24 protein-coding genes are annotated in these 26457 nt (G+C 65.3%); 14 read left to right on the top strand and 10 right to left on the bottom strand.

Going from position 1 to position 26457, the window contains the following annotated elements; all coding sequences use genetic code 11:
* Positions 1–16: 16 nt before the first annotated feature.
* Positions 17–1486: an insulinase family protein gene (locus tag DWV11_RS07395; RefSeq protein ID WP_168404599.1), complete on the top strand. Its 1470-nt coding sequence runs from the start codon at positions 17–19 to the stop codon at positions 1484–1486.
* A gap of 15 nt (positions 1487–1501) precedes the next feature.
* Here the strand turns inward: DWV11_RS07395 and DWV11_RS07390 are convergent, their stop codons facing one another.
* The 4 genes from DWV11_RS07390 to DWV11_RS07375 are packed head-to-tail and all read right to left on the bottom strand — an operon-like array spanning position 1502 to position 5824.
* Complete coding sequence (locus DWV11_RS07390; RefSeq protein ID WP_115788244.1) at positions 1502–2281, bottom strand: enoyl-CoA hydratase; 780 nt, start codon at positions 2279–2281, stop codon at positions 1502–1504.
* Positions 2282–2323: 42 nt separating this feature from the next.
* Positions 2324–3247, bottom strand: a complete 924-nt coding sequence (mmsB, locus tag DWV11_RS07385) for a 3-hydroxyisobutyrate dehydrogenase (protein WP_115788243.1) — start codon at positions 3245–3247, stop codon at positions 2324–2326.
* Positions 3240–4325, bottom strand: a complete 1086-nt coding sequence (locus tag DWV11_RS07380; RefSeq protein WP_115788242.1) for an enoyl-CoA hydratase/isomerase family protein — start codon at positions 4323–4325, stop codon at positions 3240–3242. The genes mmsB and DWV11_RS07380 overlap by 8 nt, the downstream gene beginning before the upstream one ends.
* Positions 4325–5824, bottom strand: coding sequence for a CoA-acylating methylmalonate-semialdehyde dehydrogenase (locus DWV11_RS07375; protein WP_115788241.1), 1500 nt, complete (start codon positions 5822–5824; stop codon positions 4325–4327). Before DWV11_RS07375 ends, DWV11_RS07380 begins: the two co-directional genes overlap by 1 nt.
* A gap of 338 nt (positions 5825–6162) precedes the next feature.
* On the opposite strand from DWV11_RS07375, the gene DWV11_RS07370 reads away from it, so the two are divergent.
* The 3 genes from DWV11_RS07370 (at position 6163) to DWV11_RS07360 (ending at position 11273) form a co-directional block, all read left to right on the top strand.
* Positions 6163–8205, top strand: a complete 2043-nt coding sequence (locus tag DWV11_RS07370; protein ID WP_168404597.1) for a KAP family P-loop NTPase fold protein — start codon at positions 6163–6165, stop codon at positions 8203–8205.
* A gap of 124 nt (positions 8206–8329) precedes the next feature.
* Positions 8330–9982 carry an amidohydrolase gene (locus DWV11_RS07365; RefSeq protein WP_115788240.1) on the top strand — a complete coding sequence of 551 codons (1653 nt, stop codon included), beginning with the start codon at positions 8330–8332 and terminating at the stop codon, positions 9980–9982.
* A gap of 124 nt (positions 9983–10106) precedes the next feature.
* On the top strand, positions 10107–11273 hold the full coding sequence (locus tag DWV11_RS07360; RefSeq protein ID WP_115788239.1) for an MFS transporter: 1167 nt from the start codon (positions 10107–10109) through the stop codon (positions 11271–11273).
* A gap of 108 nt (positions 11274–11381) precedes the next feature.
* On the opposite strand, the gene DWV11_RS07355 is transcribed toward DWV11_RS07360, so the two are convergent.
* Complete coding sequence (locus DWV11_RS07355; protein ID WP_115788238.1) at positions 11382–12752, bottom strand: cryptochrome/photolyase family protein; 1371 nt, start codon at positions 12750–12752, stop codon at positions 11382–11384.
* An 85-nt stretch (positions 12753–12837) separates the two neighbouring features.
* Positions 12838–13503 (bottom strand): fasciclin domain-containing protein, encoded by a 666-nt coding sequence (locus tag DWV11_RS07350; protein WP_115788237.1) that lies wholly within the window; start codon positions 13501–13503, stop codon positions 12838–12840.
* A gap of 303 nt (positions 13504–13806) precedes the next feature.
* Between DWV11_RS07350 and DWV11_RS07345 the strand changes: the two genes are divergently transcribed.
* On the top strand, positions 13807–15513 hold the full coding sequence (locus tag DWV11_RS07345; RefSeq protein ID WP_115788236.1) for a cytochrome c biogenesis protein DipZ: 1707 nt from the start codon (positions 13807–13809) through the stop codon (positions 15511–15513).
* 21 nt (positions 15514–15534) lie between these two features.
* Here the strand turns inward: DWV11_RS07345 and DWV11_RS07340 are convergent, their stop codons facing one another.
* The 3 genes from DWV11_RS07340 to DWV11_RS07335 all read right to left on the bottom strand — a co-directional run bounded on the left by DWV11_RS07340 (position 15535) and on the right by DWV11_RS07335 (position 16865).
* Positions 15535–16113: an ankyrin repeat domain-containing protein gene (locus DWV11_RS07340; RefSeq protein ID WP_245953493.1), complete on the bottom strand. Its 579-nt coding sequence runs from the start codon at positions 16111–16113 to the stop codon at positions 15535–15537.
* A complete protein-coding gene (locus DWV11_RS20475) occupies positions 16073–16204 on the bottom strand; it encodes a hypothetical protein (RefSeq protein ID WP_281269601.1) in 132 nt (43 codons plus the stop codon). The genes DWV11_RS07340 and DWV11_RS20475 overlap by 41 nt, the downstream gene beginning before the upstream one ends.
* 67 nt (positions 16205–16271) lie before the next feature.
* On the bottom strand, positions 16272–16865 hold the full coding sequence (locus tag DWV11_RS07335; protein WP_115788234.1) for a GlcG/HbpS family heme-binding protein: 594 nt from the start codon (positions 16863–16865) through the stop codon (positions 16272–16274).
* Between the two features lie 201 nt (positions 16866–17066).
* Between DWV11_RS07335 and DWV11_RS07330 the strand changes: the two genes are divergently transcribed.
* Together DWV11_RS07330 and DWV11_RS07325 are read left to right on the top strand one after the other, a co-directional pair.
* Positions 17067–18242 (top strand): sensor histidine kinase, encoded by a 1176-nt coding sequence (locus DWV11_RS07330; protein ID WP_115788233.1) that lies wholly within the window; start codon positions 17067–17069, stop codon positions 18240–18242.
* Positions 18239–18859 (top strand): response regulator, encoded by a 621-nt coding sequence (locus DWV11_RS07325; RefSeq protein WP_210725682.1) that lies wholly within the window; start codon positions 18239–18241, stop codon positions 18857–18859. Before DWV11_RS07330 ends, DWV11_RS07325 begins: the two co-directional genes overlap by 4 nt.
* A gap of 106 nt (positions 18860–18965) precedes the next feature.
* On the opposite strand, the gene DWV11_RS07320 is transcribed toward DWV11_RS07325, so the two are convergent.
* Positions 18966–19331: a cupin domain-containing protein gene (locus DWV11_RS07320; RefSeq protein WP_115788231.1), complete on the bottom strand. Its 366-nt coding sequence runs from the start codon at positions 19329–19331 to the stop codon at positions 18966–18968.
* Positions 19332–19630: 299 nt separating this feature from the next.
* Between DWV11_RS07320 and DWV11_RS07315 the strand changes: the two genes are divergently transcribed.
* From DWV11_RS07315 to DWV11_RS07285, 7 genes are all read left to right on the top strand, one after another.
* Positions 19631–20392, top strand: coding sequence for a FadR/GntR family transcriptional regulator (locus tag DWV11_RS07315; RefSeq protein ID WP_115788230.1), 762 nt, complete (start codon positions 19631–19633; stop codon positions 20390–20392).
* Positions 20389–21096, top strand: a complete 708-nt coding sequence (locus DWV11_RS07310) for a cache domain-containing protein (protein ID WP_115788229.1) — start codon at positions 20389–20391, stop codon at positions 21094–21096. Before DWV11_RS07315 ends, DWV11_RS07310 begins: the two co-directional genes overlap by 4 nt.
* Positions 21097–21520: 424 nt before the next feature.
* Positions 21521–23044 (top strand): APC family permease, encoded by a 1524-nt coding sequence (locus DWV11_RS07305; protein ID WP_115788228.1) that lies wholly within the window; start codon positions 21521–21523, stop codon positions 23042–23044.
* A gap of 412 nt (positions 23045–23456) precedes the next feature.
* Positions 23457–23834 carry a cupin domain-containing protein gene (locus tag DWV11_RS07300; RefSeq protein WP_115788227.1) on the top strand — a complete coding sequence of 126 codons (378 nt, stop codon included), beginning with the start codon at positions 23457–23459 and terminating at the stop codon, positions 23832–23834.
* Between the two features lie 9 nt (positions 23835–23843).
* Entirely contained in the window at positions 23844–24329 is a 486-nt protein-coding gene (locus DWV11_RS07295) for a dimethylamine monooxygenase subunit DmmA family protein (RefSeq protein ID WP_115788226.1), read from the top strand.
* A complete protein-coding gene (locus DWV11_RS07290) occupies positions 24326–25306 on the top strand; it encodes a PDR/VanB family oxidoreductase (RefSeq protein ID WP_115788225.1) in 981 nt (326 codons plus the stop codon). The genes DWV11_RS07295 and DWV11_RS07290 overlap by 4 nt, the downstream gene beginning before the upstream one ends.
* Positions 25303–26301 (top strand): heme-dependent oxidative N-demethylase family protein, encoded by a 999-nt coding sequence (locus DWV11_RS07285; RefSeq protein ID WP_115788224.1) that lies wholly within the window; start codon positions 25303–25305, stop codon positions 26299–26301. Before DWV11_RS07290 ends, DWV11_RS07285 begins: the two co-directional genes overlap by 4 nt.
* The last annotated feature ends 156 nt before the right edge of the window (positions 26302–26457 follow it).

Here is a 26457-nt window from a genome sequence, read left to right as displayed (position 1 = left end):
CCATAGAATCGCTCGCATGACATTTGAGCGCACGGAGATCGACGGCGTCCCCGTCTTCTGGGTCGCGGGCTCCGAACCCCTGACCGCCCACCTTGTTTTCCGCGTCGGAGTGCGGGACGAAACGTTCATGACCACAGGCATCACCCACCTTGTGGAGCACTTGACCATGTCAGCGGTCCAAGGGCCCCGGCACGGCAGGAATGCCACCGTTGAACCGAGCTTCACCTCCTTCATGACCACCGGAAAGGCCGACGCCGTGGCGACGTTCATCGCCGATGTGTGCGCCAAGCTGGCCGCACCGGAACTGGACCGCCTGCCGGTGGAAAAGAAGATCCTGAGTGCCGAAGGCGGCATGGCTGCAGGGCCGGTTGTCGCCGGGCACATCAGGTACCGCTACGGGCTCAAATCCGTCGGACTCGTCGGCGTGGTTCCGCCGGCCCTCAACTCCATCACCGAAGAGCAGGTGCTGGCACATATCCGGAACTACTTCACGGCCGGAAACGCGGCGCTCGTTCTGAGCGGCCCACCGCCGGAAGGACTCCGCATCCCGCTTCCACAGGGTCCGCGTCGCGCACCTGCACCGCAGGAGCGCGTGGCCCTGCCGTTGCCCATGTGGTTCGAGCAGCCCGCTCCTTTGCTCGGGCTGTCATTCGAAGTTCCTGCCACAACGAATGAAGAACGGGAAGCGGCCTGCGCGATGGCCCAGATTGCCTGCGAGCGCGCGCATGCCGAGCTGCGCCAGAAGAACGGGTGGATCTACGACATCGATTTCACTCCGGTTTTCCAACAGGACGGCACCGGCATTATGTGTTTCGAAGCGGACCCGCCGCCGGAGCACTTTGAGGAAACCCGGCTGGGCCTCCTCAGGATCCTCCGGGAGTTGCGGGACAACGGGCCTACGAGGTCCGAACTGGACACCGTCGTTGAAAGTTGGGAGGGCTACGACGCGGACCCCGCTGGCAGGTTCGACGCTTTGACCGGCGCAGCCCGCTACCACTTGCTCGATGTGCCTTCCCTCGACCCGGCTGGAACGCTCGCCCTGCTCAGAAGCCTGGGGCCGTCGCAGTGCCAGGAATCCCTGGGCAGGCTTGATCAGTCATTGTTGATCGGTGTTCCTGAGGGCGTCTGGCTCCAGGAGAATGGCCTGAACACTGAACAGGACCCACAACACGCGCCCATCAAGGGGCAGGTGTACCGGCGGAGTATCCGCGGCACGATCGCCGGGCTCCCCGGCAGCGCGCAATTGGTCATCGGGGACGAAGGGATCAGCCTGACTGAAGGAAACACGTGCACGGTCCGGTGGGAGGACGTCGTCGGGGCACAGCGGTTCGGGGACGGGACACTGCTCGTCATCGCGGACAAAGGCTACCAGTTGCCGATCCGCCCGGCGTGGTACGCAAAAGGCAAGGAAGCCGTCCAGTTCATCAGCGCGAAACTCGGTGAGCACATGATCTTCGAGGACGAAGCAGTTCCGGTGGCGAACTGAGAAGGACCTCGGACCCTACCGCCCCTTGAACTCGGCCGGCCGCTTCTCCGTGAACGCGGCCATGCCTTCCTTCTGGTCCTCGCTGGCGAACAGGGAATGGAACAGGCGGCGTTCGAACACCACTCCCTGCGCCAGTCCCATCTCGAAGGCCGCGTTCACGGCCTCTTTGGCGAGCATGGCGGCCGGCTTGGATTTGGAGGCGATCAGTTCGGCGGCCTTCAGTGCTTCGTCGACCACGACGGCGGCCGGCACCACGCGTGCCACGAGTCCGGAGCGCTCGGCTTCTTCGGCGTCGATGAACCGCCCGGTCAGCACCATGTCCATGGCTTTGGCCTTGCCCACGGCGCGGGTGAGCCGCTGCGAGCCTCCCATGCCAGGGATGACCCCGAGGTTGATCTCGGGCTGGCCGAACTTGGCGTTGTCTCCGGCGATGATGAAGTCGCACATCATCGCGAGCTCGCAGCCGCCGCCCAGGGCGAAGCCGGACACCGCTGCGATGATCGGAATCCTCAGACGGGTGAGGTTTTCCCAGCCGCGGAACCAGTCCTCGGCGTACATCTCCAGGTAGCCCTTGGCGGCCATTTCCTTGATGTCGGCGCCGGCGGCGAAGGCCTTCTCGGAGCCGGTGACCACCACGGCGCCTACGCCCGGGTCCGAGTCCATGGCCGTCACCGCGGCGACGAGTTCCTCCATGGTGGCCTTGTTCAGTGCGTTCAACGCCTGCGGCCGGTTCAGGGTCACCAGCCCCACCCTTCCGCGGGTTTCCACCAGGATGTTCCCGTATTGCTGCGCCAAGCCGTTCCCCTTTGATCGAAATTCCGCCAATAAAGCCCAAGGCTACTTGCCGGACTTGTCCCTGATGTCCGTGATGATCCCTGAAAAGTCCCGTGCCGCGCCGCCTTCCGCGGCGAAGGCGTCGTAGATCTTCGAGGCAAGGTGCCCCATCTGGCCGTCGACGCCGGTGCTCTCCAGGGCGTTCACCGCAAGCCTGAGGTCCTTGGCCATGAGCGCCCCCGCGAAGCCGGGCTGGTAGTCACGGTTGGCCGGGCTGGTGGGCACGGGCCCAGGGACCGGGCAGTTGGTGGTCAGGGCCCAGCATTGCCCGGAGGCATTGGAGGCGACGTCGAACAGAGCCTGGTGTGTCAGCCCGAGCTTCTCACCGAGCACGAAGGCCTCGCACACGGCGATCATCGAAACGCCCAGGATCATGTTGTTGCACACCTTGGCAGCCTGCCCTGCCCCGTGGTCGCCGCAGTGCACGATCCTCTTGCCCATGTGCTCCAGGATCCCCTTCACCGTCTCGAAATCCTCGGGCAGCGCCCCGACCATGAAGGTCAGGGTCCCGGCCTCGGCGCCCACCACCCCGCCGGACACCGGGGCGTCCACGGAGCGGTGCCCGGCCTCCACTGCGATGGCCGCGGCTTCCCTGGCTTCGTCCACGTTGATGGTGGAGCAGTCCAGGAACAAGGTGTCCGGGGCCGCGACGGACAGCAGCCCCGGCTCGCCGCCCACCCCGCGGTACGCGTCCAGCACGTGCTTGCCGCTGGGAAGCATCGTCAGGATCACGGCTGCACCCGCGGCTGCTTCAGCAGCGGAGTCCACCATCGGCACGCCGTGCGCCTTCGCCGCCTCCACCGCGGCGGGCACGGGGTCGAAGCCCACCACCGTATGGCCGGCCTTGATGAGGTTCACTGCCATCGGCCCGCCCATGTGGCCCAGGCCCAGGAAGGCGATGGTTCCGGTGCTTGCGCTCTCAGACATGGTCGGACTCCTTTGATTCGAGTGTGAGTTCCTGCCCGTTGATTGGTGCGAAAAAGCGTTCGACGGCGGCCCGGTCCACCCCGGCAAGGGTGGCCGGATTCCACCGCGGGTTCCGGTCCTTGTCCACCACCTGGGCGCGGATGCCTTCACGGAAGTCGGGCCCGGCCAGGCAATGCACGCCCACCCGGAATTCCTGGGCGAGGGCTTCCTCCAGGGAGCGCCCGCGCACGCGGCGCAGCGACTCCAGCGTCACCTTCACGGACGTCGGCGACTTCCCTTCGATGGTGTCCGCTGCCGCGGCGGCGTCCCCGCCGGCGGCCCGCAGCCGGGCCACGATCTCCTCCGCATCGTTGGAAGAATAGGCAGCGTCGATCCACTCCCGTTGCCCGGCCAGCACCGATTCCGGGGCAGCGGAGGCGAACCGGGCGACGGCGTCATCCGGCGTCGAGCCTTCCAGCGCTGCCTTTTCCAGCGCCGCCGCGAGGGCGGCCAGCTCAGCGGATGGAACGAAGTGGTCGGCCAGCCCGAGGTACAGGGCGTCCGCCCCGGTGAGGTGGGCTCCGGTGAGCGCGGCGTGGGTGCCCGTCTCACCCGGCGAGCGGGAGAGCAGGAGCGTCCCGCCGACGTCGGGCACAAAACCGATGGTGGTTTCCGGCATCCCGGTGCGGGTCCGCTCCGTGACGATGCGGTGCGATCCGTGGGCCGACACCCCCACGCCGCCGCCCAGCACCAAGCCGTCCATGAAGGCCACGTAGGGCTTCGGATAGTTCGCAATGAGGTCGTTGAGACGGTATTCATCCCGCCAGAAGTCGGCGGTGGCGTGGCCGCCGTCGAGCATGTCCTGGTAGATCGCCACGATGTCGCCGCCCGCGCACAGCCCCCGCTCCCCCGCCCCGCGCACCAGGACGGCGGCCACTGACTCGTCCGCGGCCCAGGCAGTGAGCTGCTCCAGCAGGGCCAGCACCATGCCGTGGTTCAGTGCGTTGACCGCCTTGGGTCGGTTGAGGGTGGCGACGCCGAGCCGGCCGCGCCGTTCAAACAGGACCTCGTCGAAAAGGACTTCCGCTTCGTCCCCCATCAGCTGCCCGCCGGCATCACGAAGCTGGCGCCCTGCCGGACTCCGGAGGGCCAGCGCGTGGTGACCGTCTTGGTCTTGGTGTAGAAGCGGAAGGCATCCGGGCCGTGCTGGTTGAGGTCGCCGAAGCCGGAGGCCTTCCAGCCGCCGAAGGTGTAGTACGCGATCGGCACGGGGATGGGGACGTTGACTCCCACCATGCCCACTTCCACCCGGCTGGCGAAGTCGCGGGCGGCGTCGCCGTCGCGGGTGAAGATCGCCACGCCGTTGCCGTACTGGTGCTCGGAGCAGAGCCGGAGCGCTTCGTCGTAGTCCGCGGCGCGCAGCACACTCAGCACCGGGCCGAAGATCTCCTCCTTGTAGATGGACATGTCCTTGGTGACGTTGTCGAACAGCGTCGGGCCCAGCCAGAAGCCGCCGGGGTAGCCGTCCACGGTGAGGCCGCGCCCGTCTGCGAGGAGGGTGGCGCCGGCGTCGACGCCCGCCTGGATGTAGCCTTCGATCCGTTCCTTCGCCGCGGCCGCAACGACCGGCCCGAAGTCCACGCCGTCCTTGAGGCTGGGGCCGACCTTCAGGTCCTTGATGCGTTCCTGCAGTTTGCCCACCAGGATGTTTGCGGTCTCTTCGCCCACCGGCACGGCAACGGAAATGGCCATGCACCGTTCGCCCGCGGAACCGTAGCCCGAGCCGATCAGTGCGTCCGCAGCCATGTCCAGGTCCGCGTCGGGCATGATGACCATGTGGTTCTTGGCGCCGCCGAAGCACTGGGCGCGCTTTCCGTGGGCCGCGGCGGTGGCGTAGATGTACTGGGCGATCGGGGTGGAGCCGACGAAGCCGATGGCCTTGACGCGCGGATCTTCGAGGAGCGCGTCCACGGCTTCCTTGTCCCCGTTGATGACGTTGAAGACGCCGTTGGGCACGCCGGCCTCGTTGTAGAGCTCGGCCAGGCGCAACGGCACCGAGGGGTCGCGCTCGGAGGGCTTGAGGATGAAGGCGTTGCCGGCGGCGAGCGCCGGGCCGGACTTCCACAGCGGGATCATGGCCGGGAAGTTGAACGGGGTAATGCCCGCGACGACGCCGAGCGGCTGGCGCATCGAATGGACGTCGATGCCCTGGCCGGCGCTGTCCGAGAACTCGCCCTTGAGCAGGTGCGGTGCGCCGGCGGCGAACTCCACCACCTCGATGCCGCGCTGGATGTCGCCCTTGGCGTCGAGGAAGGTCTTGCCGTGCTCGGATGAGAGCAGGGTTGCCAGCTCATCCATGTGTTCGTTGACCAGGTCCACGAACTTCAGCAGGATCCTGCCGCGGCGCTGCGGATTCATGGTGGCCCATTCGAGCTGGGCCTTCTCTGCGTTGGCCACCGCCTCCTGCACTTCGGCCTTGCTGGCGAGCGGAAGTTTGGCCTGGACCTCGCCGGTGCAGGGATCGTAGACGTCGCCGAAGCGGCCGGATGTGCCGTCCACCCTCTGGCCGTCGATGTAATGGGAGAGTTCGCGGACCATCAGAATGCTCCTTCGCATTGCCGGAAAAAGACTGCCGGAAAGACCGTGCTGCGGCCGCGCCGCGTGGCGTGCGGGCTACGGATTTCGGCGCGGACTGGGCCATCTGGTCCCGAATATACTCGGACTTCCTACTATTTTCCAGAGTGGCGCAGTTCACTGACGATCTCTGGTTTCAACTACTTCCGCTCGGTGCCCGCCTCGGCAAATTCGCAACACCAAGATGGGACGAAGGAACGCGGCATGTGAATCCTGGGCAACTCCGCGTCGTCACAGATGAAGCGCGGCGAGGTTCGCGGGACATAGCGGCGAGACGGCTTGTCGAATGGTTGACTACTCTCATGATCGACAACTCGACAGCTCGGCCGTCGTGGAGCGACGAATCGCTACAGCAGACCGACATAGCCGGACGCGGGGATTTTGCCCGCGTTGTCGCATCACGGATTGATTCCTGTGTCAATGGACAAAGCTCGACTGTCTTCGGGCTCGTTGGACCATGGGGAGGCGGCAAGACCACCCTTCTCAAGGAAGTAATTTCGAGGCTAAGCAACTGGAAGAGCGTCTGGTTCAGCCCTTGGTCCGTTTCAGATGCCGAGTCGATAACAGCAGAGTTTGTATCCGCCCTCTCAGAGGCTTTCCCCAAGTCAAAATCTGTAAAGGACAAGCTTTCACAGTACTCACGCTTCGGAACCCCGCTCCTGAAACTGATCCCCGTGATCGGGGACGCTGCTTCTTCCGTGGCCAAAGAGGCGATCTCCGATCTGGCGAAGCGACCGTCCTGGCACTCGGAATTTGGCGAACTCAGTGGCGAGATCGCCGAGCAGGGCGTTCGCGTCCTTGTGATTGTAGACGACGTGGATCGGCTGGACGGTGAGGAACTGCGCGCGTTACTTCGAGTAGTCCGGCTGCTCGGACGCTTTACAAACGTGCACTACCTTCTGGCATACGACCAAGCGACGATCGAGTCGGCCCTGCGTTCAACAGGCGCCGACGGCGAGAGCTCTGAGTTCATGGAAAAGATCGTTCAATACCCGTTCGAGGTTCCACCAGTACCCATGGTGGTTCGTCGTCGCTGGAGCAGAGCCATCCTAGATTCGATAAGCCCAAGCGGTGAGCCCGCTGATGGATTGCACCAAGAGCACCGCGAGGAGCTCATCAAAATCCTTGCATCCGGCCTGGAAACTCCACGAGCCGCCAACCGCTTACGCGAACAGATGCATAGCCTTTCTGAGTTAATCTCGGCCGCCGAAGTAGACGCGTTCGATTTCACGGCACTGACCTGGCTCAGGATTACACATCACAGATTGTGGGATGACATCCGCCTGAACCCGGAAACTTATCTTTCGTGGAACGAAAACGATTCCGAAGACGGACAGCAAAGGAGGATCGAGCGCGTTGACTCTCTCGTATCTCGGGGGCATGCTCAGCCAGCTCGTGATGCTGTCCAATACTTATTCAGGCCGATGAGCGTTATGGACGTTCTCGCTGGACGGCAAGGACGGATGCAGAAAGCTCGATACTTCGATCGCTATTTCCAAGTCGGGCTTGCTGACGACGACGTTAGCGAGCGGAAGACTCAGGTTGCGCTGGCAGAGCTTGCCAAGGGAATGGCCGAGAGCCCGGACATTGCGTATTTGAAGGCAATCATCCTTGGCGACGACCCGGAGCGGTCAGCTCTCGCCCTGGACATCGCAAGCAGCCAGAGACGTTTGTCTCCAACAACGTCACTTGAAATCCTGGGGTGCGTGGAGGACATCCGTTCGGAAATTCGATCGATTGGGAAGTCGCACCCATTCCGCCTATCAGCGGCTGAGCGCTGGCTTTCCAGAGAGATCTTCCTCTCGCTCGAGACGAACCTTGTGCCGGAACAAGCACTAATAGCCCGTTTCGGATATGAGTTTCTGACCGCCAGCGCATATTCGATGATGAGAACCGTCGGCCAAGACCGCGACCAGGTCAAGAGACTGTACGCCGGGGTTGCCCGGCGGTGGATATCCGAGGTATGCAACGAGCCACTAGCGTCCACGTTATGCAGGCCTGAACTACTGCCCATGACATCCTTCTGCGTTTGGATCGTCGAACTCGAGGATCATAAGGGGTTCTTGTCGAGAGACATCTTCGACGCCGAGAGACTCATCGATGTCGCTGCCAGATATGTGTCTTTCAATGAATGGGTTGGAACGGGTGTCGAATATGAAGTTGTCTTTCGGGAAGAAGAATTCAGATTCGCCGTTGCAGGAACCGACATCAAGGGCCTGTCGGCCGGCTTGCCTCATGCCCCTGACGAACCCGACTACCAGGTGTCGGACAGATCAAATCGCGACCTGACTGAGGCTCAACGTCGTGACTTCGCCATCCGCCAGTTACATGCGCTACTTGGATAGAAACGCCCCAGAGTGGCGCAGCTCACTGACGATCTCTGCCGGACAAGTCCCCTGCGCTGCTGGACAAAGCAGGCCGAAGGCGGCGCATTTAGTCTGAATCGCATCCCAAGCGAAAGGACTGGCCGTGTCCGAACACCACGCCGATCTCCTCCTTATCAATGGCGTCATCGACACCCTTGACCCCGCAGGAACGCGGACCTCGGCCCTGGCCGTCAAGGCGGGCAGGATCCTGGCGAGCGGCACGGAAGCCGAGCTGAGCGGCGGACCGGGCACCGCCGTCGTCGACCTCCAGGGCGCCTATGTGATGCCCGGGCTGCTGGACGTCCACAACCACCACATGCTCGCCGGGCAGATGGACCTGTTCGAACTGGACGCACCGCCGTCGCTGACGCTGGAGCAGTTCCTCGCCTCCATCAGCGACTACGCCGCCGGCCTCGGCCTCGGGGAATGGATCACCGGCGGCAGCTGGGGTTCGGGCCTGCTGGGCGAACTCAACACCCGCGAGGCACTGCGGCGCCTGGACGAAGCCACGGGCGGGCGGCCCGCCCTCCTCAAGGACGACAGCAAGCACAACCGCTGGGCCAATTCCCGCGCGCTGGAGCTGGCCGGGATCACGGACACCACCGCAGATCCCGACGGCGGCCAGATCCTCCGCGACGCCGCCGGCCGCGCCACCGGGGTGCTGATCGAAGCTGGCGGGGTGCTGCTCGAACAGACCCTCGCGCGGCTGCAGCCGATGGCCCCGGAGCAACTGGCCCGGGCCGCGGAGCGCGGCATCGAACTCCTGCATTCCTACGGGGTCACCGGCTTCCAGGACGCCGCGGCATCGCTGCAGCTGCTGCAGGCCCTCAAGCAGCTCGACGACGGCGGCCGCCTCCACGCCTGGGTGGTCACCTCCATGCAGGCGAACGACTTCATTTTCGGCACCACTCCCCTGGGCGAAGGGATTATTTCCGAACGCGAAGGGCTGCGCAGCGAACACCATCGGCCGGACTTCATCAAGATCTTCCTGGACGGCGTGCCGCCGGCAGGCACCGGGGCCTTCCTGGAACCGTACCTCCCGGTGGAGGGCTTCCCGGAATGCCACTGCGGCAACGCCACCATGGCCCCCGAGGAACTGGAAGGCTGGCTGATGCGCACGGCCGAGCGGGGCATCTCGGCCAAAATCCACTGCACCGGCGATGCGTCCGTGCGCCTGGCCCTGGACACCATCGCCAAGGTCCGGGCCGCCGGGTATGCCCACACCAGGTACCACATCGCCCATGGCCAGTTCGTGCACCCGGACGACTACGGCCGCTTCGCCGAACTGGACGTCACCGCGGACATCTCGCCCTCACTCTGGTTCCCGGGGGTCATCTCCGAAGCCATCGCCACCGTCCTGCCGCCCGAGCGCGCCTCGAAAATGCAGCCCAACCGGATCCTGCTGGACGCCGGTGCCCGCCTGGCCGGCGGGTCCGATTGGCCGGTCAGTGTCTCGCCCAACGCCTGGGAAGGTATCTACGGCCTCGTCACCCGGAAGGATCCGAGCGGCACCTTCCCAGGAACCCTGTGGCCGGAGCAGGCCATCACGCTTCCCGAAGCAATTGCCGTCTACACCACGGCGTGCGCCGAGGCGATGGGGGTCGACGACGTCACCGGTTCCCTGGTCCCCGGCAAATCCGCGGACTTCATCGTCCTCAGCGACAACCCCTACGACGTGGACATCGAGAAGATCCCGTCCATCCACGCCCGGCAGACCTGGTTCGCCGGCCGGAAGGTCTACGACGCCGAGTCCTGAGCCCCGCTATCCACCACCTGATTCATTCCCGCACCTGATTCCCCAACCTCATTTCCCACACCTGATTCCCCAACTTCATTTCCCCCACCTCATTCCCACCTCATTCCCCAACGGAAGGGCAGCCATGACCCGCCTCCTCAATACCCCCATGCCCACGAGGGCATCGGACCGCGGCACCTACACCTATGTGGCCGTCTATAGTGCCGTCCTGTACACCGCGCTACTGATCGCCCCCGTGGTGGCCGGCAAGCTGATCCAGCAGTTCGGACTCACCCCGGTCCAGCTGGGCGGCTTGTTCTCGCTCGAACTGGGCGCCTTCAGCCTGGCCACTGTCCCGGCGTACCTCTGGCTGCGGCGCATCAACCTGCGCACCGCCTCCTACCTGTTCACCGCCGTCGTGGTCGCCGGCAACGTGCTCTCCGGCTTCGTGGACAGCTTCCCGCTGCTGGTGGCGGTCCGCTTCGTCACGTCCCTGGCCGCCGGTTCGATCACGGTGATCCTGCTGACCCTCAGCGGCAAGACCTCCAATCCAAGCCGCGCCTTCGGGATCTTCGTGGTGTTCCAGCTGGCCATGGGTGCCCTGATCCTGGCCGTCTTCCCCGCACTGTTCGCGGGGGCCGGGGTGTCGGCGATCTACTGGACGCTGGCCGGTCTCGGCGTCGCGTGCCTGGCGGTGTTGAACCGGATCGACGGCGAGGTGTTGCGCCGTGAGGTTCCCGCGGCCTCGGCCGTGCGCACCAAGGTGCCGTTGGGGAAGTTCGTGGCCGGACTCGCCGCCGTCTTCCTTTTCTACGTGGCGCTCAGCGGAGTGTGGTCCTTCATGGCCCAGATCTCCGCGGCGGCCGGGACCGAACTCTCCGCGACGAGCCTGGTGCTGTCCGTCGCCACCGTGGCGGGTATTGCCTCCGCGCTCGTGGCCACGGTCCTGGGCGACACCCCGCGCCGCCGCCTCTACCTCATCGCCGGGTACCTCGGCATGGCTGCGAGCGTGGCATTGCTGTTCGGGACCCCGGGGCTCATCCAGTTCGCGGTTGCGGCGGTGATCTTCAAGTTTGCGTGGACGTTCATCCTGCCCTATCTGCTGTCCACCCTGTCCGAGCTCTCCGGGGGCGGCCACGTCATGAACACCACGAACCTGATGATCGGCGGCGGCTTCGCGGTGGGCCCGGTGCTCAGCGGCGCCCTCATCCAGTCCGGCGGCGGATCGTTTACCGGAATGCTGGTCCTGTCCCTGGCCGGAGTGCTCGCGTCGTTCGCCTGCGTGCTGCTGGTTCAGAAGCGCGGGGCCTGAGTTTCCGCACCCTTCCTGACCCTCTTTGAGGGGCAAAACAGGGGCGGCACGCCTATTTGAAGGTGTGCCGCCCCTGCTTCTTGCGCAAAAAAGGTCAGGAGCGCCGGACTACAACTGCTCCTTGAGCCCCTTGTAGGCTTCCAGCGCGTCCTGCCGGGTGGTCTTGAGGTCCACGATTTCCTCCGGGTAGTCGGGCGTGCCGAACTCGGGAATCCAGCGGGCGATGTACTTTCCCTGCGGGTCGAATTTGGTGCGCTGCGCCTCCGGGTTGAAGATCCGGAAGAACGGGGAAGCGTCCGCCCCGGAGCCTGCCACCCATTGCCAGTTGGCGGGATTGGAGGCAGGGTCCGCGTCCACCAGCGTGTCCCAGAACCACTGTTCGCCCAACTGCCAATGAATACCGAGGTTCTTGACCAGGAAACTCGCTGCGACCATGCGGACCCGGTTGTGCATCCAGCCCGTGTGCCACAGCTGCCGCTGCCCGGCGTCCACCAGCGGGAAGCCGGTGCGCCCCTGCTGCCAGGCGCGGAGTTCCGCGGCAGCAGCCGCGTGCCCCGTAACCTCCGGCCACGCCCACGGGAAGCGGTCGAACTCGGTGCGCAGGTTGGCGGTGGCGAGCTGCGGTTTGTGGAAGTACTGGTGCCAGCAGAACTCGCGCCAGCCCAGTTCCGAGGCAAACACCGCCGCGCTTTCCGAGCGCCGGGACCCCAGGGCGTGCCACACCTCGAACGGGCTGAGCTCCCCCCAGCGCAGGTGCGGCGAAAGCCCACTGCTTCCGTCGCGGTCCGGCCGGTCGCGGCCGTCCTTGTACTCCGGAAGCCCACCGTGCACGAACTCCGCCAGCCGCCGGTGCGCGGCCCGCGGCCCTGGCGTCCAGGCCTCGGCCAGGCCCCCGGACCAATCGGGTTTCGTGGGCAGCAGCTGCCAGGAGTCCAGCTCGTCATGGGCGGGAAGTTTCCCGGTGTACCCGTGGCCCTTGGCGGGCGCGGCCAGTGGCTCGCGGAAGTCCTGGGCCGACACGGCGCGCCAGAACGGGGTGAAGACCTTGTACTGTCCGCCCGTCTTAGTGGTGACTTCCCAGGGCTCGTGCAGCAGGGACGCCTGGAAACTCTCCACGTGGAGTCCGGCGTCGCACGCCCAGGCCTTGATCCCGGCGTCGACCGTGCGCTCGGCCTCCCCGTACCGCCGGTTCCAGAACAGCGCGCCGGCGCCGATCGCCGTCGCGGTCTTCCTGACGACCTCCGCGGCGGGGCCGCGGCGGAGAAGCAGCGGAACGCCGAGCGCGTCGAGTTCTTCACGCAGCGTGGCCAGGGAATGGTGCAGCCACCACCTCGCCGCACCGCCGTGCGGCCGGATGCCGGGCGATTCCTCGTCGAGGACGTAGAGCGCCACCGCGGCGCCGTCATCCACGGCAGCCCGCAGGGCAGGGTGGTCCTTGACGCGCAGGTCGTCGCGGAACCAGGCGATGGACGGTTTCACGTGGCACCTTTCTACGGGTGGGCATGGCAAGTGCCCCCAAGAAGGCATCCTAGGGGCAGCTGCCAAACGCACTGTGATGGCGGACTTACTTCGGCATCAGCACGGAGTCCACCAGGTACACCGTGGCGTTTGCCGTGTGGACGCCGCCGCAGATCACCTTGGCACCATCCACCGTGAGGGCATCCTTCGTGCCGGCTACGGTGACTTCGCCACCCTGGACCGTCTTGTGCTTACCAATCACTTGGTCCGGGGTCAGCTGGCCGGGCACCACGTGGTAGGTGAGGATCTTGTTCAGCAACTGGGCATCCGTCTTGAGCTTGGCGATGGTGGCTGCGTCCACCTTGGCGAAGGCATCATCCACCGGCGCGAAGACGGTGAATTCGCTGCCGTTCAGGGTGGAAACCAGGTCCACCTTGGGGTTGAGCTTTCCCGAGACGGCTGCGGTCAGGGTTTTCAACAGCGGGTTGTTGGACGCGGCCACCGCGACCGGGTCCTGCGCCATGCCAAGGACCGAGCCGGCGCCGTCCGGAACCTGGGCCGCGTAGGCGGAGCAGCCGGGGCCGACGAGGTCGCGGGCGGGGTCCATGGCGGAGCTGGCCGTTTCCGACGGCGACGGCGCCGCGGAGGAGGACTGCGGAGCGGCAGACGAAGACGTGCCGGAGGAACTGGAGCCGCCACAGGCGGTGAGTCCGAGAAGGGCAGCTGCGGTGAGGCCTACGAAGGCGAGAGCGGGGCGCTTGGTGGACAACATGTCATTCTCCTTGTTCGTGGACCCGGGGCGCCGGGTCCTATGAGGTTCGGCACGGGTCGCCCGGCGTTGCTTCTGCCACACCGGCGGTTTGTGCCTCACGAGCTATTCGGTGGGTGCGGCGTCGCGGATGGGTGCGGATTGCAGAAGATTCTCCGGGCTCGGCAGCCGCCCACCTGACGGCTCTCGGTAGGGGCCACCGCCCGGAACGCCCGCACCAAGCCGGCAGGGCTCCGGCTCCGAACTCCCTGCAGACATCCGGGACTCGAACTGTTGGCGCCCGGCACCGCAACCTTGGGAGACATCATGCTGCAGTTGGCACTCATCGGCCTGTTGGGAGGGCTGATCACCGGCATTTCGCCGTGCATCCTGCCCGTATTGCCCGTCATCTTCCTCTCGGGCGGCGTGCAGGGCGCGCGCCACGGCACCCGCCCCGCGGCCGGCTGGCGCCCCTACTTGGTGATCCTGGGCCTGGTGATCAGCTTCAGCACCTTCACGCTGGTGGGTTCGTTCCTGCTGACGCTGGTGAACCTGCCGCAGGACCTGCTGCGCTGGGTCGGGCTGGTGGTGTTGGTGCTGATCGGGCTCGGCCTGATTTTCGACAGCTTCCAGCACATCCTCGAAAAGCCCTTCTCCTGGATCCCGCAACGCAGGGTGGGAACGGAGAACGGCGGGCTGGTGCTGGGACTGGCGCTCGGAGTCGTCTATGTCCCCTGTGCAGGACCGGTGCTGGCGGCAATCGCGGTCGCGGGCGCCACCGGCCGGGTGGGCTCGGAAACCATTGTCCTCACGCTGACGTTTGCCGCGGGTGCGGCCATCCCGTTGCTGGTGTTCGCGCTGGCCGGACGGCACGTAGCGGAGCGCGTCAAGGCGTTCCGGAAGAACCAGCGCAAGATCCGCATCGCTGGCGGCCTCATGATGATCGCGCTGGCCGTCGGGCTCGTGTTCAACCTCCCGCAGCTGCTCCAGAAGCTTGTCCCCGACTACACCTCCACGCTCCAAGAACAGGTCCAGGACAACGACGCCGTGAAGAAAGCATTGGACCTGGGCGGCCTGGTGAACGAGCAGAACAAGGATCTGGGCAAGTGCAGCAATGGCGGCACCGGACTGGAGTCATGCGGCATTGCCCCGGACATCAAAGGCATCCAGGAATGGTTCAACACCCCCGGCGACCGGCCGGTGAACCTGAAGGAACTCAAGGGGAAAGTGGTGCTGGTGGATTTCTGGGCCTACTCCTGCATCAACTGCCAGCGCTCGGTGCCGCATCTGACCGGGTGGTACGGCAAGTACAAGGACGCCGGGCTGGAAATCATCGGCGTCCACTCCCCCGAGTACGCGTTCGAGAAAGAAGTCCGGAACGTCATGTCCGGCGCGCGGAACCTGGGGATCACGTATCCCGTGGCCATCGACAACACGCTCTCCACGTGGACCAACTACCGCAACCGCTACTGGCCGGCCCACTATCTGATCGACGCCGAGGGCACCGTCCGGCACATCAAGTTCGGCGAGGGCGGCTACCAGACCACCGAGAAACTGATCCGCGAACTCCTGAAGCAGGCCAAGCCTTCCGTGGCGCTGCCCGCCCCTGTGGAAGGATCCGACGACGGCCCGGTGGCGGGTGCCACCACCCGCGAGTCGTATCTGGGCGTCACGAAAAAGGTCAACTACGCGGGCACGGAACCGTACAAGGCCGGGGCCGGAAGCTACGCAGTCCCGCCAAGCCAGCCCGCCGACAGCTTTGCACTCGCCGGCGGGTGGGACCTGGGGACCCAGTCGATCACGCCGACCGGCACCGGCTCCTCGATCACCCTGAACTACCACGCCAGGCAGGTGTACATCGTGGTCAGCGGTGAGGGGACCATAAACGTCGTCCGCGACGGCACCGCCACTTCGGTGACGGTCACCGGAACGCCCACCCTCTACCGGATCGTCGATGATCCGCGGATCCGTGAGGGCAGGCTCGAGGTCCGGGTCCCGAAAGGCATCCAGGCATACTCGTTCACGTTCGGATAGGACCTTAGCTGCCGTAGCCCTTCAGCGCCCCCGGATCAGCTCCGCGATTTCCGTGAAGCCCAGCCGTTCCGCGTTCTGCAGTGCCGTGCGGCCCTGGGGGTCGCGGATGTCCGGGTTCGCGCCGGCGTCGAGCAGCAGCCTGACCGCTTCCTGCTGGCGCGGGCCGCCGTTGTTCAGCAGGATGGCCTCCTGCATCGCGGTCCAGCCAAGCTTGTTGACGTGGTCCACGGGCACTCCGGCGGCGATGAGGATCCTGATCGTCTCCACGCGGCCGTGCTCGCTGGCGGGAATCAGCGCCGTCCCGCCGTAGCGGTTGGTGGACCTAACGTCAGCACCTGCCTCGATGGTCAGTTTGAGGACCTCATTGAATCCTTCCGCTCCGGCGTACAGGAATGCCGAGTCCTGGATATCGTCCTTGGCGTTGACGTCCCCGCCGGCTGCAATGAGCTGCTTCACCCGGGCGGAGTCGTTCGCCTTGGCTGCACGGATGAGCTGCCGGTTCGTTTCCATCCGGGCCTCCTTACTGAGGGTCGGACGCGTGCTGGGGGCGGCCGCGGAATCAGCCGACGACGGCGGTGCGGCCCCGGATGCGCGCGGCACCGCCGGGGCGCTTGCCGCCGTCGGGCTCGCCGTACTTTCCGGGGCGGGCGGCTGCCCGCCGGAGCAGGCGGCCAGGAAGAGGATCAGGCACGCGGCCGGAGCTACCCGCAGGAAACTCCGGCCGCGCTTCGAAACAGCCATGGGCTACTGGGCAGTGACTACTGGGCGAGGATGGCTTCTGCACCGGCGGTGGCGCAGGCCTCGTCGAGTGCGCCGTCCGGTGCGCCGCCGACGCCGATGCCGGCCACGGACACGCCGTTGACCTTCAGCGGGACACCGCCGGCGAGGAAGAGGGTGCCGGGCAGATCGGCGATGGAAGGCTTGCCGTTGCCGGAGATCCGGCCGTTGAGTTCGCTGGTCGGAGCACCGAAGGCTGCGGCGGTGTAGGCCTTCTGCTTGGAGGCTTCGATGGTGTGCGCGGCGGCGTTGTCGCCCCGCAGCACGGCCTGGACGGTACCGAAGCGGTCAACCACGGAGACGGTCACGAAGGGCAGTTTGTCGGCCGCGCATGTGGCGAGGGCGGCCTGGACGGCCTTGGCGGAGGCGGTGGCGGAGATGCGGTTCTGGGCCACGGTGGTGCTTTCGCCGGCGGGGACGTCGACGGCGGGAACAGCGGCGGGCGCCTGGCGTGCGGCCGGGGCTGCGGCCGGGGTGGTCTGGCCGGCGTTGGCGGCGACAGTGATGCCGCCGGTGAGGATGAGGGCCGCGGCTGCTGCGGAGAGGGTCTTGATGTTGGTCTTGCTCAGTCCCATGATCTGCCTTTCTGGATGCTTGCCGGCGTACCTGCCGGGCTCTTGGTCTCCATCCTGCCGGGGCGGAAACCGCGGCACATCGGCACTTCAGCGCGTGCTGCCTCATGCTTTCGGCCAGGCATCTCAGCCAAAAGTATGAGAGCCCCCGATCCGCGCGGAAAACGGCCAGTCCGGCGCCGTGGACGGTGGAATACTGGCCGCATGACCACAGCAGAAGCACGGCCGGAACGGGAGCAGCAACTGAATTTCGCCGTGCACTGCGGCTTCGCCGTGCTGATCACCGCCTCTCTTGTCCGCTTCGTGTTCCGGCACGGCCCCGACGAGAACACCTTGGTGCTGGTTCTCGCCGGCCTGCTGTGCGGCGTGTACGTGACGGCGGTGCGTTCACCGGGGCCGGCCCGCACGGTGGCTACCTGGGTCCTGGTTGGGGTGTGGACGATGCTGGTGGTCCTTGCGCCGAGCTTCGCCTGGTGCGCCTTCGCGGTGTTCTTCGTGTGCCGTTCCGGGGTTCCGGCCCGCCAGGCGGCAGCCGCGACGGCGGTCACGGCCCTCAGTACGGCTGCCGGCCTGTTCAAGCTCAGCGATTTCACGGATGTCGCGGCACTCCTCGGTCCGCTCGCCGCGGGCCTGGTGCTCACCTTGGTCTATGAACGCCTGGAAGGGGCCCTCGCCCGGCAGGCGGCCCTGAACGACGAACTCCGCGCAGCCCAGGCCCAGGCCGTGGCCGCCGAACGGGCCGCCGGAACCATGGCTGAGCGCGAGCGCGTGGCCCGCGAAATCCACGACACCGTCACACAGGGCCTGGCCAGCACCGTGCTGCTGCTCGAGGCCGCGGACCGCAGGGACGGCCTGAGCGCCGAGGTCCGGCAGGCCACCGAACAGCTGCGCCTCAACCTCGCCGAAACCCGTGGCCTCGTCCACGAGCTCGCCACCGCAGACGCCCCCGAAGAGCCGCTCGAAACAGCCCTGGCCACCGCGGTGCGCAAGCATGTGGCGCACATGCGGGTCGCCGTCGTCGGGCAGCCCCGGGACTTGCCCGCGGAGGTGCGGCACGCCCTGCTGCGGATCGCGCAGAGCGCGGCGGCGAACGTCGAACAGCACGCGCAGGCGCAGACGGCGAGCGTCACGCTGGGATTCCTGCCGGGCTCCGTCACGCTGGACATCTACGACGACGGCCTCGGCTTTGTGCCCGATGCTACCGCCGGGCACACCCGGGAAGGCGGGTACGGCCTGCGCGCGATGCGCCAGCGCGTGGAACAGCTGGGCGGGACCTTCGCGGTGGAGTCGGCGCCCGGTGAGGGTACGGTGATCGGGGTGGAGATCCCGCTCTACCGCTCCGGTTCCGGGGAATCAGAGGCCAAAGGAGGCCAGCGTTGATCACCGTGCTCCTGGTAGACGACCACCTGGTGGTGCGCAGCGGCCTGCGGGCCCTGCTCAGCACGCAGCCCGACGTCGACGTGGTGGCCGAGGCGTCCAGCGGCGAGGACGGGGTGGCCGCTGTCCTCGACCACGGGCCCGACGTGGTGCTCATGGACCTCTCGATGGGGCCCGGAATCGACGGCATCGAGGCGATCCGGCAGATCCGCGCGGCCCGGCCCACCCAGGCCGTGCTCGTGTTCACCACCTATGACTCGGACGCCGACATCGTGCGCGCCGTCGACGCCGGGGCCATGGGCTACCTGCTCAAGGACGCCGCCCCGGACGAGATCTTCGCCGCCGTGCGCGGGGCTTCACGCGGGCAAAGCCACATGAGCGCGCCCGTTGCCAGCCGGCTGTTCCAGCAGATGCGCAACCCGGACGAAGCCCTCACCCCGCGCGAGGCCGAACTGCTGACCCTGCTCACCGAAGGGCTCTCCAACAAGGAACTCGGCCGGAAGCTGTTCATTTCCGAGGCCACGGTGAAGTCGCACCTTGCCCACATCTACGCCAAGCTTGGCGTGGACTCCCGGGCGGCGGCCATCGCCAAGGCCCTGCGGCGCGAAGGGACGCGGTAAGGGTACCCGGCCGGCCGGCCAAGCAAGCGGACGACGACGGCGGGAGCTTGCCGCCGTCGTCCGCTTAGCTCCGGCGTCAGATACCGGAGCCGGGCCGGCGTCTCAATCAGGCCGCGGCGAAAATCACGAAGAACTTGCGGATGCGTTCCTGGATTTCCCACGTGCCTTGCCAGCCGATGGGGAAGACGGCGGCGTTCCCGGCTTCGACGGTGACGGGCTGGCCGCCGTCCTCGGTGACCACCATGCGTCCCTCGAGGACATGGATTACTTCACCCCGTTCCAGGAATTCCCACCGGGAGAGGCCGGGCTCGGCTTCCCACACACCGGAAACGATGCGGGAATCGGCGCTGGTGAACGGAACGGCCATGCGCACCCGGATCTCGTCGCCGAGCACGTCCGCGTAGGGCTGGCCCAGGAGGGACTTGTCCAGGTCGGTTTCGAAGAGCTCCTTGGGTTGGAAGGTCAAGCTCATGTGGATCTGCCTTTCTGCTGTCCACCGGGAGATTCTCCGGCGGGATGGTGATGAAGTCCGCTGCGTGAATCCATCGTCCTGCCATTCACCCTGCACTAAAACCCTCAATCCGGACTGTTTTAAACCGCCCCTTTGGGTGGTTGGCCTCTCCTTGGCCAGACCGCTTGGGGCCTGCCCGCCTCCCGCCTCCGGGGAAGGCGGAAGCGGCTTAGAATCCCGTTCGAAAGGCGAAAACTGCTATGCAACCCCGGACTGTAGTATTGGACGCATCCCGTAGCCCATCTTCGGAGCGCAGACACTTGGCCTCGCCAACTTCATTCCAGTCGCAGATCTACCGGTCCCTGCCGGAAATTGAGCGGGCAGATGCGATTGTCGACAGAATCTCCACGGCCATCGCCCTCGGTCTGCTCAAAGTGGGTGAACGCCTCCCCCCGGAGGCAGCCCTCTCGGACATGTTCGGCGTGGGCGGCGCTACGCTTCGCGAAGCGTTGAACGAGCTCCGCGAGCGGGGGGTCGTGGAGACCCGCCGGGGCCGGAGCGGCGGTTCCTTCGTAGTGAAGCAACCGAAGACCCAGACCGATGCCATGCGGGAATGGTTCCTCTCGACGTCGGTTTCCGAGATCCGTGACATCGGGGACGAGCATTCCGCCATCGCTGCCACTACGGTCCGGCTGGCCTGTGAACGCGCGGAAGCGCATGATTTCGAACGCCTCCAGGAACTGGCCCGGGCCCTGGTCCTGGCCGACACGCCGGAGGTCCGGGCCTCAGCCGACAGCCGCTTCCACGTCGAGCTGGCAGTCGCCGCCCAATCGCCACGGCTTGCCAACGCCGAGATCCGGCTCCAGCAAGAAACGGTCCAACAGCTCTGGACTCCCCTCGCCGTAGCATTTGACCCCGAAAAGGCAACCGCTGAACACTTGGAATTGGTCCGCGCAGTTGCCGAAGACCAACGTGAGAAGGCCCAGACCCTGGTCCTCGAACACATCAGGCGGAACATTTTTCACTTGATTGATACGAAGCTCACCCTCGGTTATGCCCAATCAAATCAGGATGCCCAATGAAGCCAGACCACGAAGTCGTCCACGCCGCCAACGCCCTCACGTCCTGGACCAGCGGCGTCTCCGCTGAGATCACTGAACTCGCCAGGAACGTAGCCGCACTGATGGAGCGGAACCTCGCAGGCAAACCCAAGGTGGACAGCTCGGCGTTGGCCGGATTGGAGCAGCTCTCGCGGGATTTCCTGGCGAAGAACGCCTTCGCGGTGGGCGCCGGAACCTTCTTCGCCACGCAGTCGGTCGAGGAAGACGGCCACGCCCTGGAGTGGTGGTCCCGTGGCGACTCCGGAGCCTTGGACAAGCTCGACTGCGACCTGACTCCAGGCAGCAACCGATACTACGACTATGAGAAGCTCCCCTTCTTCTCCAACGCCGCGTCAACGGGCGAACAGACCCTCTGGGGCCCTTATCTGGACTATCTCGGCTCCGGTGAATACGTCCTGACGTTCACGGCGCCGTTTTCCGTCCACGGAACGTTTGCGGGCGTAGCAGGCTGCGACATCCTGCTCCGGGACCTGGAACCGCTCATCATGCCGGACCTTCGCGGCATCCCTGGCGATGCTGCCCTCATCAACGCCAGCAACCGCGTCATCCTCGGCAATTCCGGAACCTACCTGGTGGGCGAACGGATCAAAGCCGGCTCGTCCGAACAGCAGCGTATGGAGCTGGACGTCCCGCACCTTGGCCTCTCCCTGATCTACAGCGCCTGAGCCGCCCAGGACACCAGCCCGGCCCTCGGCCCCGCATCTCCGCTGGAGATGCGGGGCTGTTCCGTTGGAGCAGCCTGCCGCCCGGGCCGGCTCGTGCAGCACTCCACCCGGGCGATGCACAGAATTCGTCAAAATAAAAGCTGTTGAACTGAGGTTTTAACGCTGTAACCTCTGAAGTGATCTATTTCACTGGAAACCTCGGGCCGGCAGATCGGGCCCTCGCTTAGCCGCAGGCGGGATGCCCCACACCCGCCTGCCACAAGCTGGCTTCCCACGCCCTAGCGCAGGCCGCTCCATGCGCTTCTGACGTTTCACGATGGCTTGCCGGATGACTTTTGCGGTGTCTTTTGCCTCCACGGGAGATGGGAAAGGCGAGTCAGCCAATCAATGATTCAACGACTTAGTTCAGTCAAGGGAGATTGTTATGAGTGACAAACATTTAGAGGGAGGCGATGGCCTGGAGAGGTCCATCAACTGGAAGCAGGGCCTGGCCATCGCGCTGGGCGTCCCCCTGCTGATCCTGCCTTCCCTTGGCTACCTGCCGATGTATTTGTCGGCGGCGGCCGTGCTCATCTGGGGATTGTCCGTAGTCCAGGGCTTCTTCCAGAACGCTGCCTACGCCGAAATGGCTACGACCTTCCCCAAGGCGTCAGGCCTCCCGGGGTTTGCGCAGCACGTTTTCCGTACGGAGAACTACCGCGGCAAGTACGACAAGAGCAAGCTGATCGGCGGCTTCAGCGCGTGGAGCTACTGGTTCGCCTGGACACCGGTGCTCGCGATTTTTTCCATCCTCGTCGGCAGCTACCTGCACGGGCTCTTTCCCGTGCTCGGCGAGATGTTCACGGAGAATCAGCTTGCCCTGATGACGGGCCTGGTGATTTTCGGCGGGCTCTTCGCGGTCAACTGGTTCGGCCTCAAGGACGGTGCCACCCTGGGGTACATCCTGGCAGCGTTCTCACTGATCCCGCTGGTGGTGCTGACCGTGGCGCCCTTTGCCACGGGGCACGTTGACCTGCACAACATCAGCGGCAGCTGGCTGCCCGCCGACTGGTCCTGGGACATGCACCACGTCCTGATCCTTTTGGGCATCTTCGCGATCGCGCAATGGAGCGCCTGCGCCTGGGAGACGGCGGCCATCTACGGCCCGGAATACCGAAACCCCGCCAAGGACGTTTCCAAAGCGCTGTTTGCCTGCGGCATCATCTGCTTCTTCTCGTTCGTACTGGTGCAGTCGGCCGTGATCGGCGTGCTCGGCGTTGACGGAGTCCTCGCGGAGCCTGTCTCGCCACTCATCCCGGTCGCCCACGCCGTCTTCGGGGAAGCCGGCTCCATGATCACCATCATCATGCTGATCGCGGCGATGGTCCTGATCATCCAAACGGCCTATCTCGGTTCATCCCGCGCCATGCACTCCATGGCTGTGGAAGGGAACCTTCCCCGGTCCCTCGGCAAGACGAACCGCAATGGCACTCCCTTTGTCGCCATGCTGGTCATTGGAGCCTTCAACCTCGTACTGATTTTCATGGGCAATCCCGCCGCGATCGTTGCCGCATCGGCGATCGGCTACACGTGCGCCAACGGCATCAGCTTGTTCGCCTACGTCAGGGCCAAGAAGCACCCGGCCTTCGCCAGCCTGGATCGGCCGTTCAAGGCACCCAGGGGCTGGAAGAACGTGGCATTGCTCTTCGGCCTGTTCAATCTGCCCCTCTGCCTGGTCGGAGTGGTTTACCTGAACAGCCTGGAGATCGGCTGGACTCCGACGTGGGTCGGCTTCATCGTCCTGGGACTCTACGTCCCCATCTGGTTCTATTCCCAGCGCGAATCCGCACGCGCCGGCAAGGGCGAAGCAACCCCGGCGGCAGCCCCGGCGTCGGCGATGACGGCGGCGGCAGCCCCGGCGTCGGCGTCGGAAGGCACCACGGATTTGGAGACCGCCACGCGCCCCTAGGCAAGAGTTCCACCACAAGACCCTGAACCACGGCCAAACGGAGGGCAGGGCCGTTCAACGAACGGCCCTGCCCTCCGCTTCGTCCACCCTGCGGCAGGCAGCCCGGCGCCAGCACGCGGGTGCCGCGCGGCCACAGGACACCAGTCAACAGGACCCTTCGGAACGAATCATCAAAGTCGTCATGAAATTTTATAAAAAAGTCTGGACTAGAAGTATTAACTCGCGTAGTTTTGCTTGTGAGGCCGAACGAGTGACCCGCATCACAAGGCTGTTAGACCGCCCAACGCGGCAAATGCAGGGTCAATTCTTCGAATCCCTCAGGGCCGCCGGTCCACCTTCACCCAAGAATCAATCCATCTTATGTACATGATTTATGCCCCCTCCTCACCCATTCCCTCATAAGGAGAGACCCATGGAAACGCTGCTAGGAACACTCAGCAAGGCCGGAGCAATCCACAAAGTCGAGAAGGCATACCTCGAAATTCCGTCCATGGACCTTCCGGGAAGCGAAGCCTTCATCGGCGACGCCCTCCACAACCCCGAAGGCACGGTCATGAGCGCCGGCTTCTTTGAACTCAAGAAGTCCGAGCCGGTCGTCTACACCTACACCTACGACGAAATGAAGGTGGTCATCAAGGGCGAGTTCATCCTCACCGACGAGTCCACCGGCGACGTCACCCACGCCAAGGAACGCGACGTCCTGTTCTTCCCCAAGGGAACCACCGTCAAGTTCGAGACCCCGGAGTACGGCCTCGGCTTCTTCGCCGGCGACCGTTCCTTCGCGCCGTAAGGACCAACCATGAGTTCCGTGTCCATGCCACAGGTAGCGGGCAACGGCTTGGAACCTGGTTTTCGCGGTGTCATCTGCGCGTCGTTCGGCGCAGCAGGTGACACCGCGGAGCAGCAAAGCGACAGCCAGCCCAAGCTAGACCTCCACTTCGAAGCCGCTACACCGCAAACCCTCTCCGAACTGCGGTCCGTCCTGGGAAGCTCCAGCGTGGGCGTCCGTCTCTTCCTTTCAGGCCCGACGGCGGACATCCGCGCCGCCGCGGCCGTCGCCGCAGAGTGCGGACTTCACCAGGAGGAAATGACCCTCCTGAGTGAAGAAGCCGCACCTCGGGCGATCTACTGCCCCCACTGCCACTCCACTACTCCCACCTTCCAACCCGCCGGTTCGGAGGTTCCCTGCCAGGGCTGCGGCACCGCATTGGTAACCACTGACCACTTTTCCCGCCGAATGGGTGCGTACCTGGGGTATGCCGCCCGTGTCGAGGAGGCATCATGACTGTCGCGGCACTCCCCATCAGCCCTCATCCGGCGGTTGATGGAGGTCTCCAGCTGGAAGTGACGAATGTCAGTCCGCAGACCGACTCGATTGTGAGCATCACGCTCGCCGACCCCTCGTTCCGGAAACTGCCGTCCTACGTTCCCGGCAGCCACCTGGTGGTCCAGTACGGCGAGGAAGGCGTCAACGCATACTCCCTGACCGGTTCCGGCAACGCTCCTTCCGAGTACGCCATCTCGGTACTGCGGGTGGAGGACGGCGCCGGCGGTTCCAGGGCCATGCACCGGCTCGCGGTCGGAGACCGCGTCTACGTTTCGCGGCCCCGTAGCGCCTTCGCCCCGGCATCCACTGCCACCCACCATCTCCTTGTGGCGGCGGGAATCGGAATCACCCCCGTCCTCTCGCACGCCCGGGCCGCGGCTGAGCGCGGCACCACATCGTCCCTGATTTACGTTTACCGCCCCGGATCCGGAGCCCACGTGGACGAAGCCAGGGAACTGCTCGGCTCTGCGCTGACCGAATGCAGCAACCGCGACAGTTTCCAGGAAGTCCTCACCGAACAGCTCACCAAGCAGGGCGTGGGAACCCACCTTTACGTCTGCGGCCCGAACGCGTTCATGGACTCGGTCCTGGACCAGGCACGTGCAGCGGGTTGGGCCGAAGCAAGGCTCCACTCGGAAGCCTTCGGCGCCGCCGAACTGGACGAGGGCGAGCCCTTCACGGTGAACCTGGTCCGCAGCGGCCTCACGCTTGACGTTCCAGCCGGCGTATCGCTGCTGGAGACCCTCGAAAAAGCCGGAAAAACCATTCCCAACATGTGTCGCAAGGGTATCTGCGGCGAGTGTGTCCTGCCTGTCCTCAGAGGAACGCCCCAGCACCGGGACCTCTACCTCACCGAGCAGGAAAAGGCCGGGAACACCACCATGATGTGCTGCGTCTCACGCAGCGAAGACCCAGAAATGGAGTTGGACCTTTGAGCATCACCGTCGACAAAGCAACTGACACCGCGTCCCTCCCCGACCGCATCCGGCGCTTCCCGTTTCCTTTCCGGGAGGACATCTACCGCTACAGCGCCAACGTGGAACCGGCCAACAAGAACGTCTCCACGGACGCCGGCGCGTGGGGCAAAGGGCTCATCGACATCGACGAGTTCTACCTCGAAGAGCTCGCCGACCGAGAACGGATCCTGACCCGCGACCCGTCACGTTCCCAGGTCCTCCCCCACATGAAGCCGGCCGTCTGGGACACGATCGCAACCCTGCTTCCCTCCATGGCCGAGGAAAACCCGGAAATCATGTCCTTCCAACGCGAAGGAAACCACTGCCGTTGGCACAACAGACTGCAGAACCTGGACATCGAATTCACTATTGGCGACGACGACTCGCTGCCCATGGGTCCGCTGCGCTTCCTCGGCACGCAGATCCAGGACGACATTGTCCTCCTCGACATCCGGGACAACACCATGTGGCTGGATGCCGGTCTGGTCAGCTTCGCAGCTGACTGGTCCTTCGGTTTCGACGTCGGAATGAGCTTCCTCGAGATCCACCACCCGGTGCCACGCCTCAAGGAAGAAAACATCATCCAGCGTGCCGAACAGTTCCTCATGCGGCTCCAGCCGGGCGAGCAGTTCCGCCGCACCAACTGGACCATGACCGTCGGCCGCCGCCTGGACACGTCCACGGAGACCTACCAGGAGTGGGGCCCGGACCGCGGCACCATCGCCACCGACCCGGACATGCCGGACAAGCTGCACCTGCGCGTCGAGGTCCAGCACCTGGTCCGCCTCCCCCATACCGGCACCCTGCTGTTCCTGATCCGCAGCTACCTCTTGCCGCTGCGGGACATCGCCCGGGTTCCCACCTGGCGCGAGAAGTTCGGCAACGTCCTGGCTGAGCTTCCGGAAGACATGGCCGAGTACAAGGGCATCATCCGGTACCGCAAGGCAGCCTCCGACTGGCTGCTGGCCGGCTAATCACCATCTAGCTACTGACATATCAAACACATCAAATCAAAGGAGTTCATTGTGACTTTGCATGCTGAAACTGAGGCCGTTGTTGGGGTTTCGCATCCGTTGGATCCGTTGTCGGGTGAGGAGATTGCGCGGGCGGTGGCGGTTCTTCGTGGGGGT

Origin of the sequence: Arthrobacter silvisoli (assembly GCF_003369445.1) — a bacterium.
In the GTDB taxonomy this organism is placed as follows: Bacteria; Actinomycetota; Actinomycetes; order Actinomycetales; family Micrococcaceae; genus Arthrobacter; species Arthrobacter silvisoli.
Note: the sequence above shows the minus strand (reverse complement) of the source record. Positions and strands in the feature narration are given on the sequence as shown.

Excerpts from the sequence above, each read along its gene's own strand:
- DWV11_RS07345 (WP_115788236.1), top strand. The coding sequence starts at position 13,807 with ATGCTGCAGTTGGCACTCATCGGCCTGTTGGGAGGGCTGATCACCGGC.
- DWV11_RS07295 (WP_115788226.1), top strand. The coding sequence starts at position 23,844 with ATGAGTTCCGTGTCCATGCCACAGGTAGCGGGCAACGGCTTGGAACCT.
- DWV11_RS07320 (WP_115788231.1), bottom strand. The coding sequence starts at position 19,331 with ATGAGCTTGACCTTCCAACCCAAGGAGCTCTTCGAAACCGACCTGGAC.
- DWV11_RS07360 (WP_115788239.1), top strand. The coding sequence starts at position 10,107 with ATGACCCGCCTCCTCAATACCCCCATGCCCACGAGGGCATCGGACCGC.
- DWV11_RS07395 (WP_168404599.1), top strand. The coding sequence starts at position 17 with ATGACATTTGAGCGCACGGAGATCGACGGCGTCCCCGTCTTCTGGGTC.
- DWV11_RS07310 (WP_115788229.1), top strand. The coding sequence starts at position 20,389 with ATGAAGCCAGACCACGAAGTCGTCCACGCCGCCAACGCCCTCACGTCC.
- DWV11_RS07305 (WP_115788228.1), top strand. The coding sequence starts at position 21,521 with ATGAGTGACAAACATTTAGAGGGAGGCGATGGCCTGGAGAGGTCCATC.
- DWV11_RS07350 (WP_115788237.1), bottom strand. The coding sequence starts at position 13,503 with ATGTTGTCCACCAAGCGCCCCGCTCTCGCCTTCGTAGGCCTCACCGCA.
- DWV11_RS07330 (WP_115788233.1), top strand. The coding sequence starts at position 17,067 with ATGACCACAGCAGAAGCACGGCCGGAACGGGAGCAGCAACTGAATTTC.
- DWV11_RS07300 (WP_115788227.1), top strand. The coding sequence starts at position 23,457 with ATGGAAACGCTGCTAGGAACACTCAGCAAGGCCGGAGCAATCCACAAA.
- DWV11_RS07370 (WP_168404597.1), top strand. The coding sequence starts at position 6,163 with ATGATCGACAACTCGACAGCTCGGCCGTCGTGGAGCGACGAATCGCTA.
- DWV11_RS07380 (WP_115788242.1), bottom strand. The coding sequence starts at position 4,325 with ATGGGGGACGAAGCGGAAGTCCTTTTCGACGAGGTCCTGTTTGAACGG.
- DWV11_RS07335 (WP_115788234.1), bottom strand. The coding sequence starts at position 16,865 with ATGGGACTGAGCAAGACCAACATCAAGACCCTCTCCGCAGCAGCCGCG.
- mmsB (WP_115788243.1), bottom strand. The coding sequence starts at position 3,247 with ATGTCTGAGAGCGCAAGCACCGGAACCATCGCCTTCCTGGGCCTGGGC.
- DWV11_RS07375 (WP_115788241.1), bottom strand. The coding sequence starts at position 5,824 with ATGGTCCGCGAACTCTCCCATTACATCGACGGCCAGAGGGTGGACGGC.
- DWV11_RS07290 (WP_115788225.1), top strand. The coding sequence starts at position 24,326 with ATGACTGTCGCGGCACTCCCCATCAGCCCTCATCCGGCGGTTGATGGA.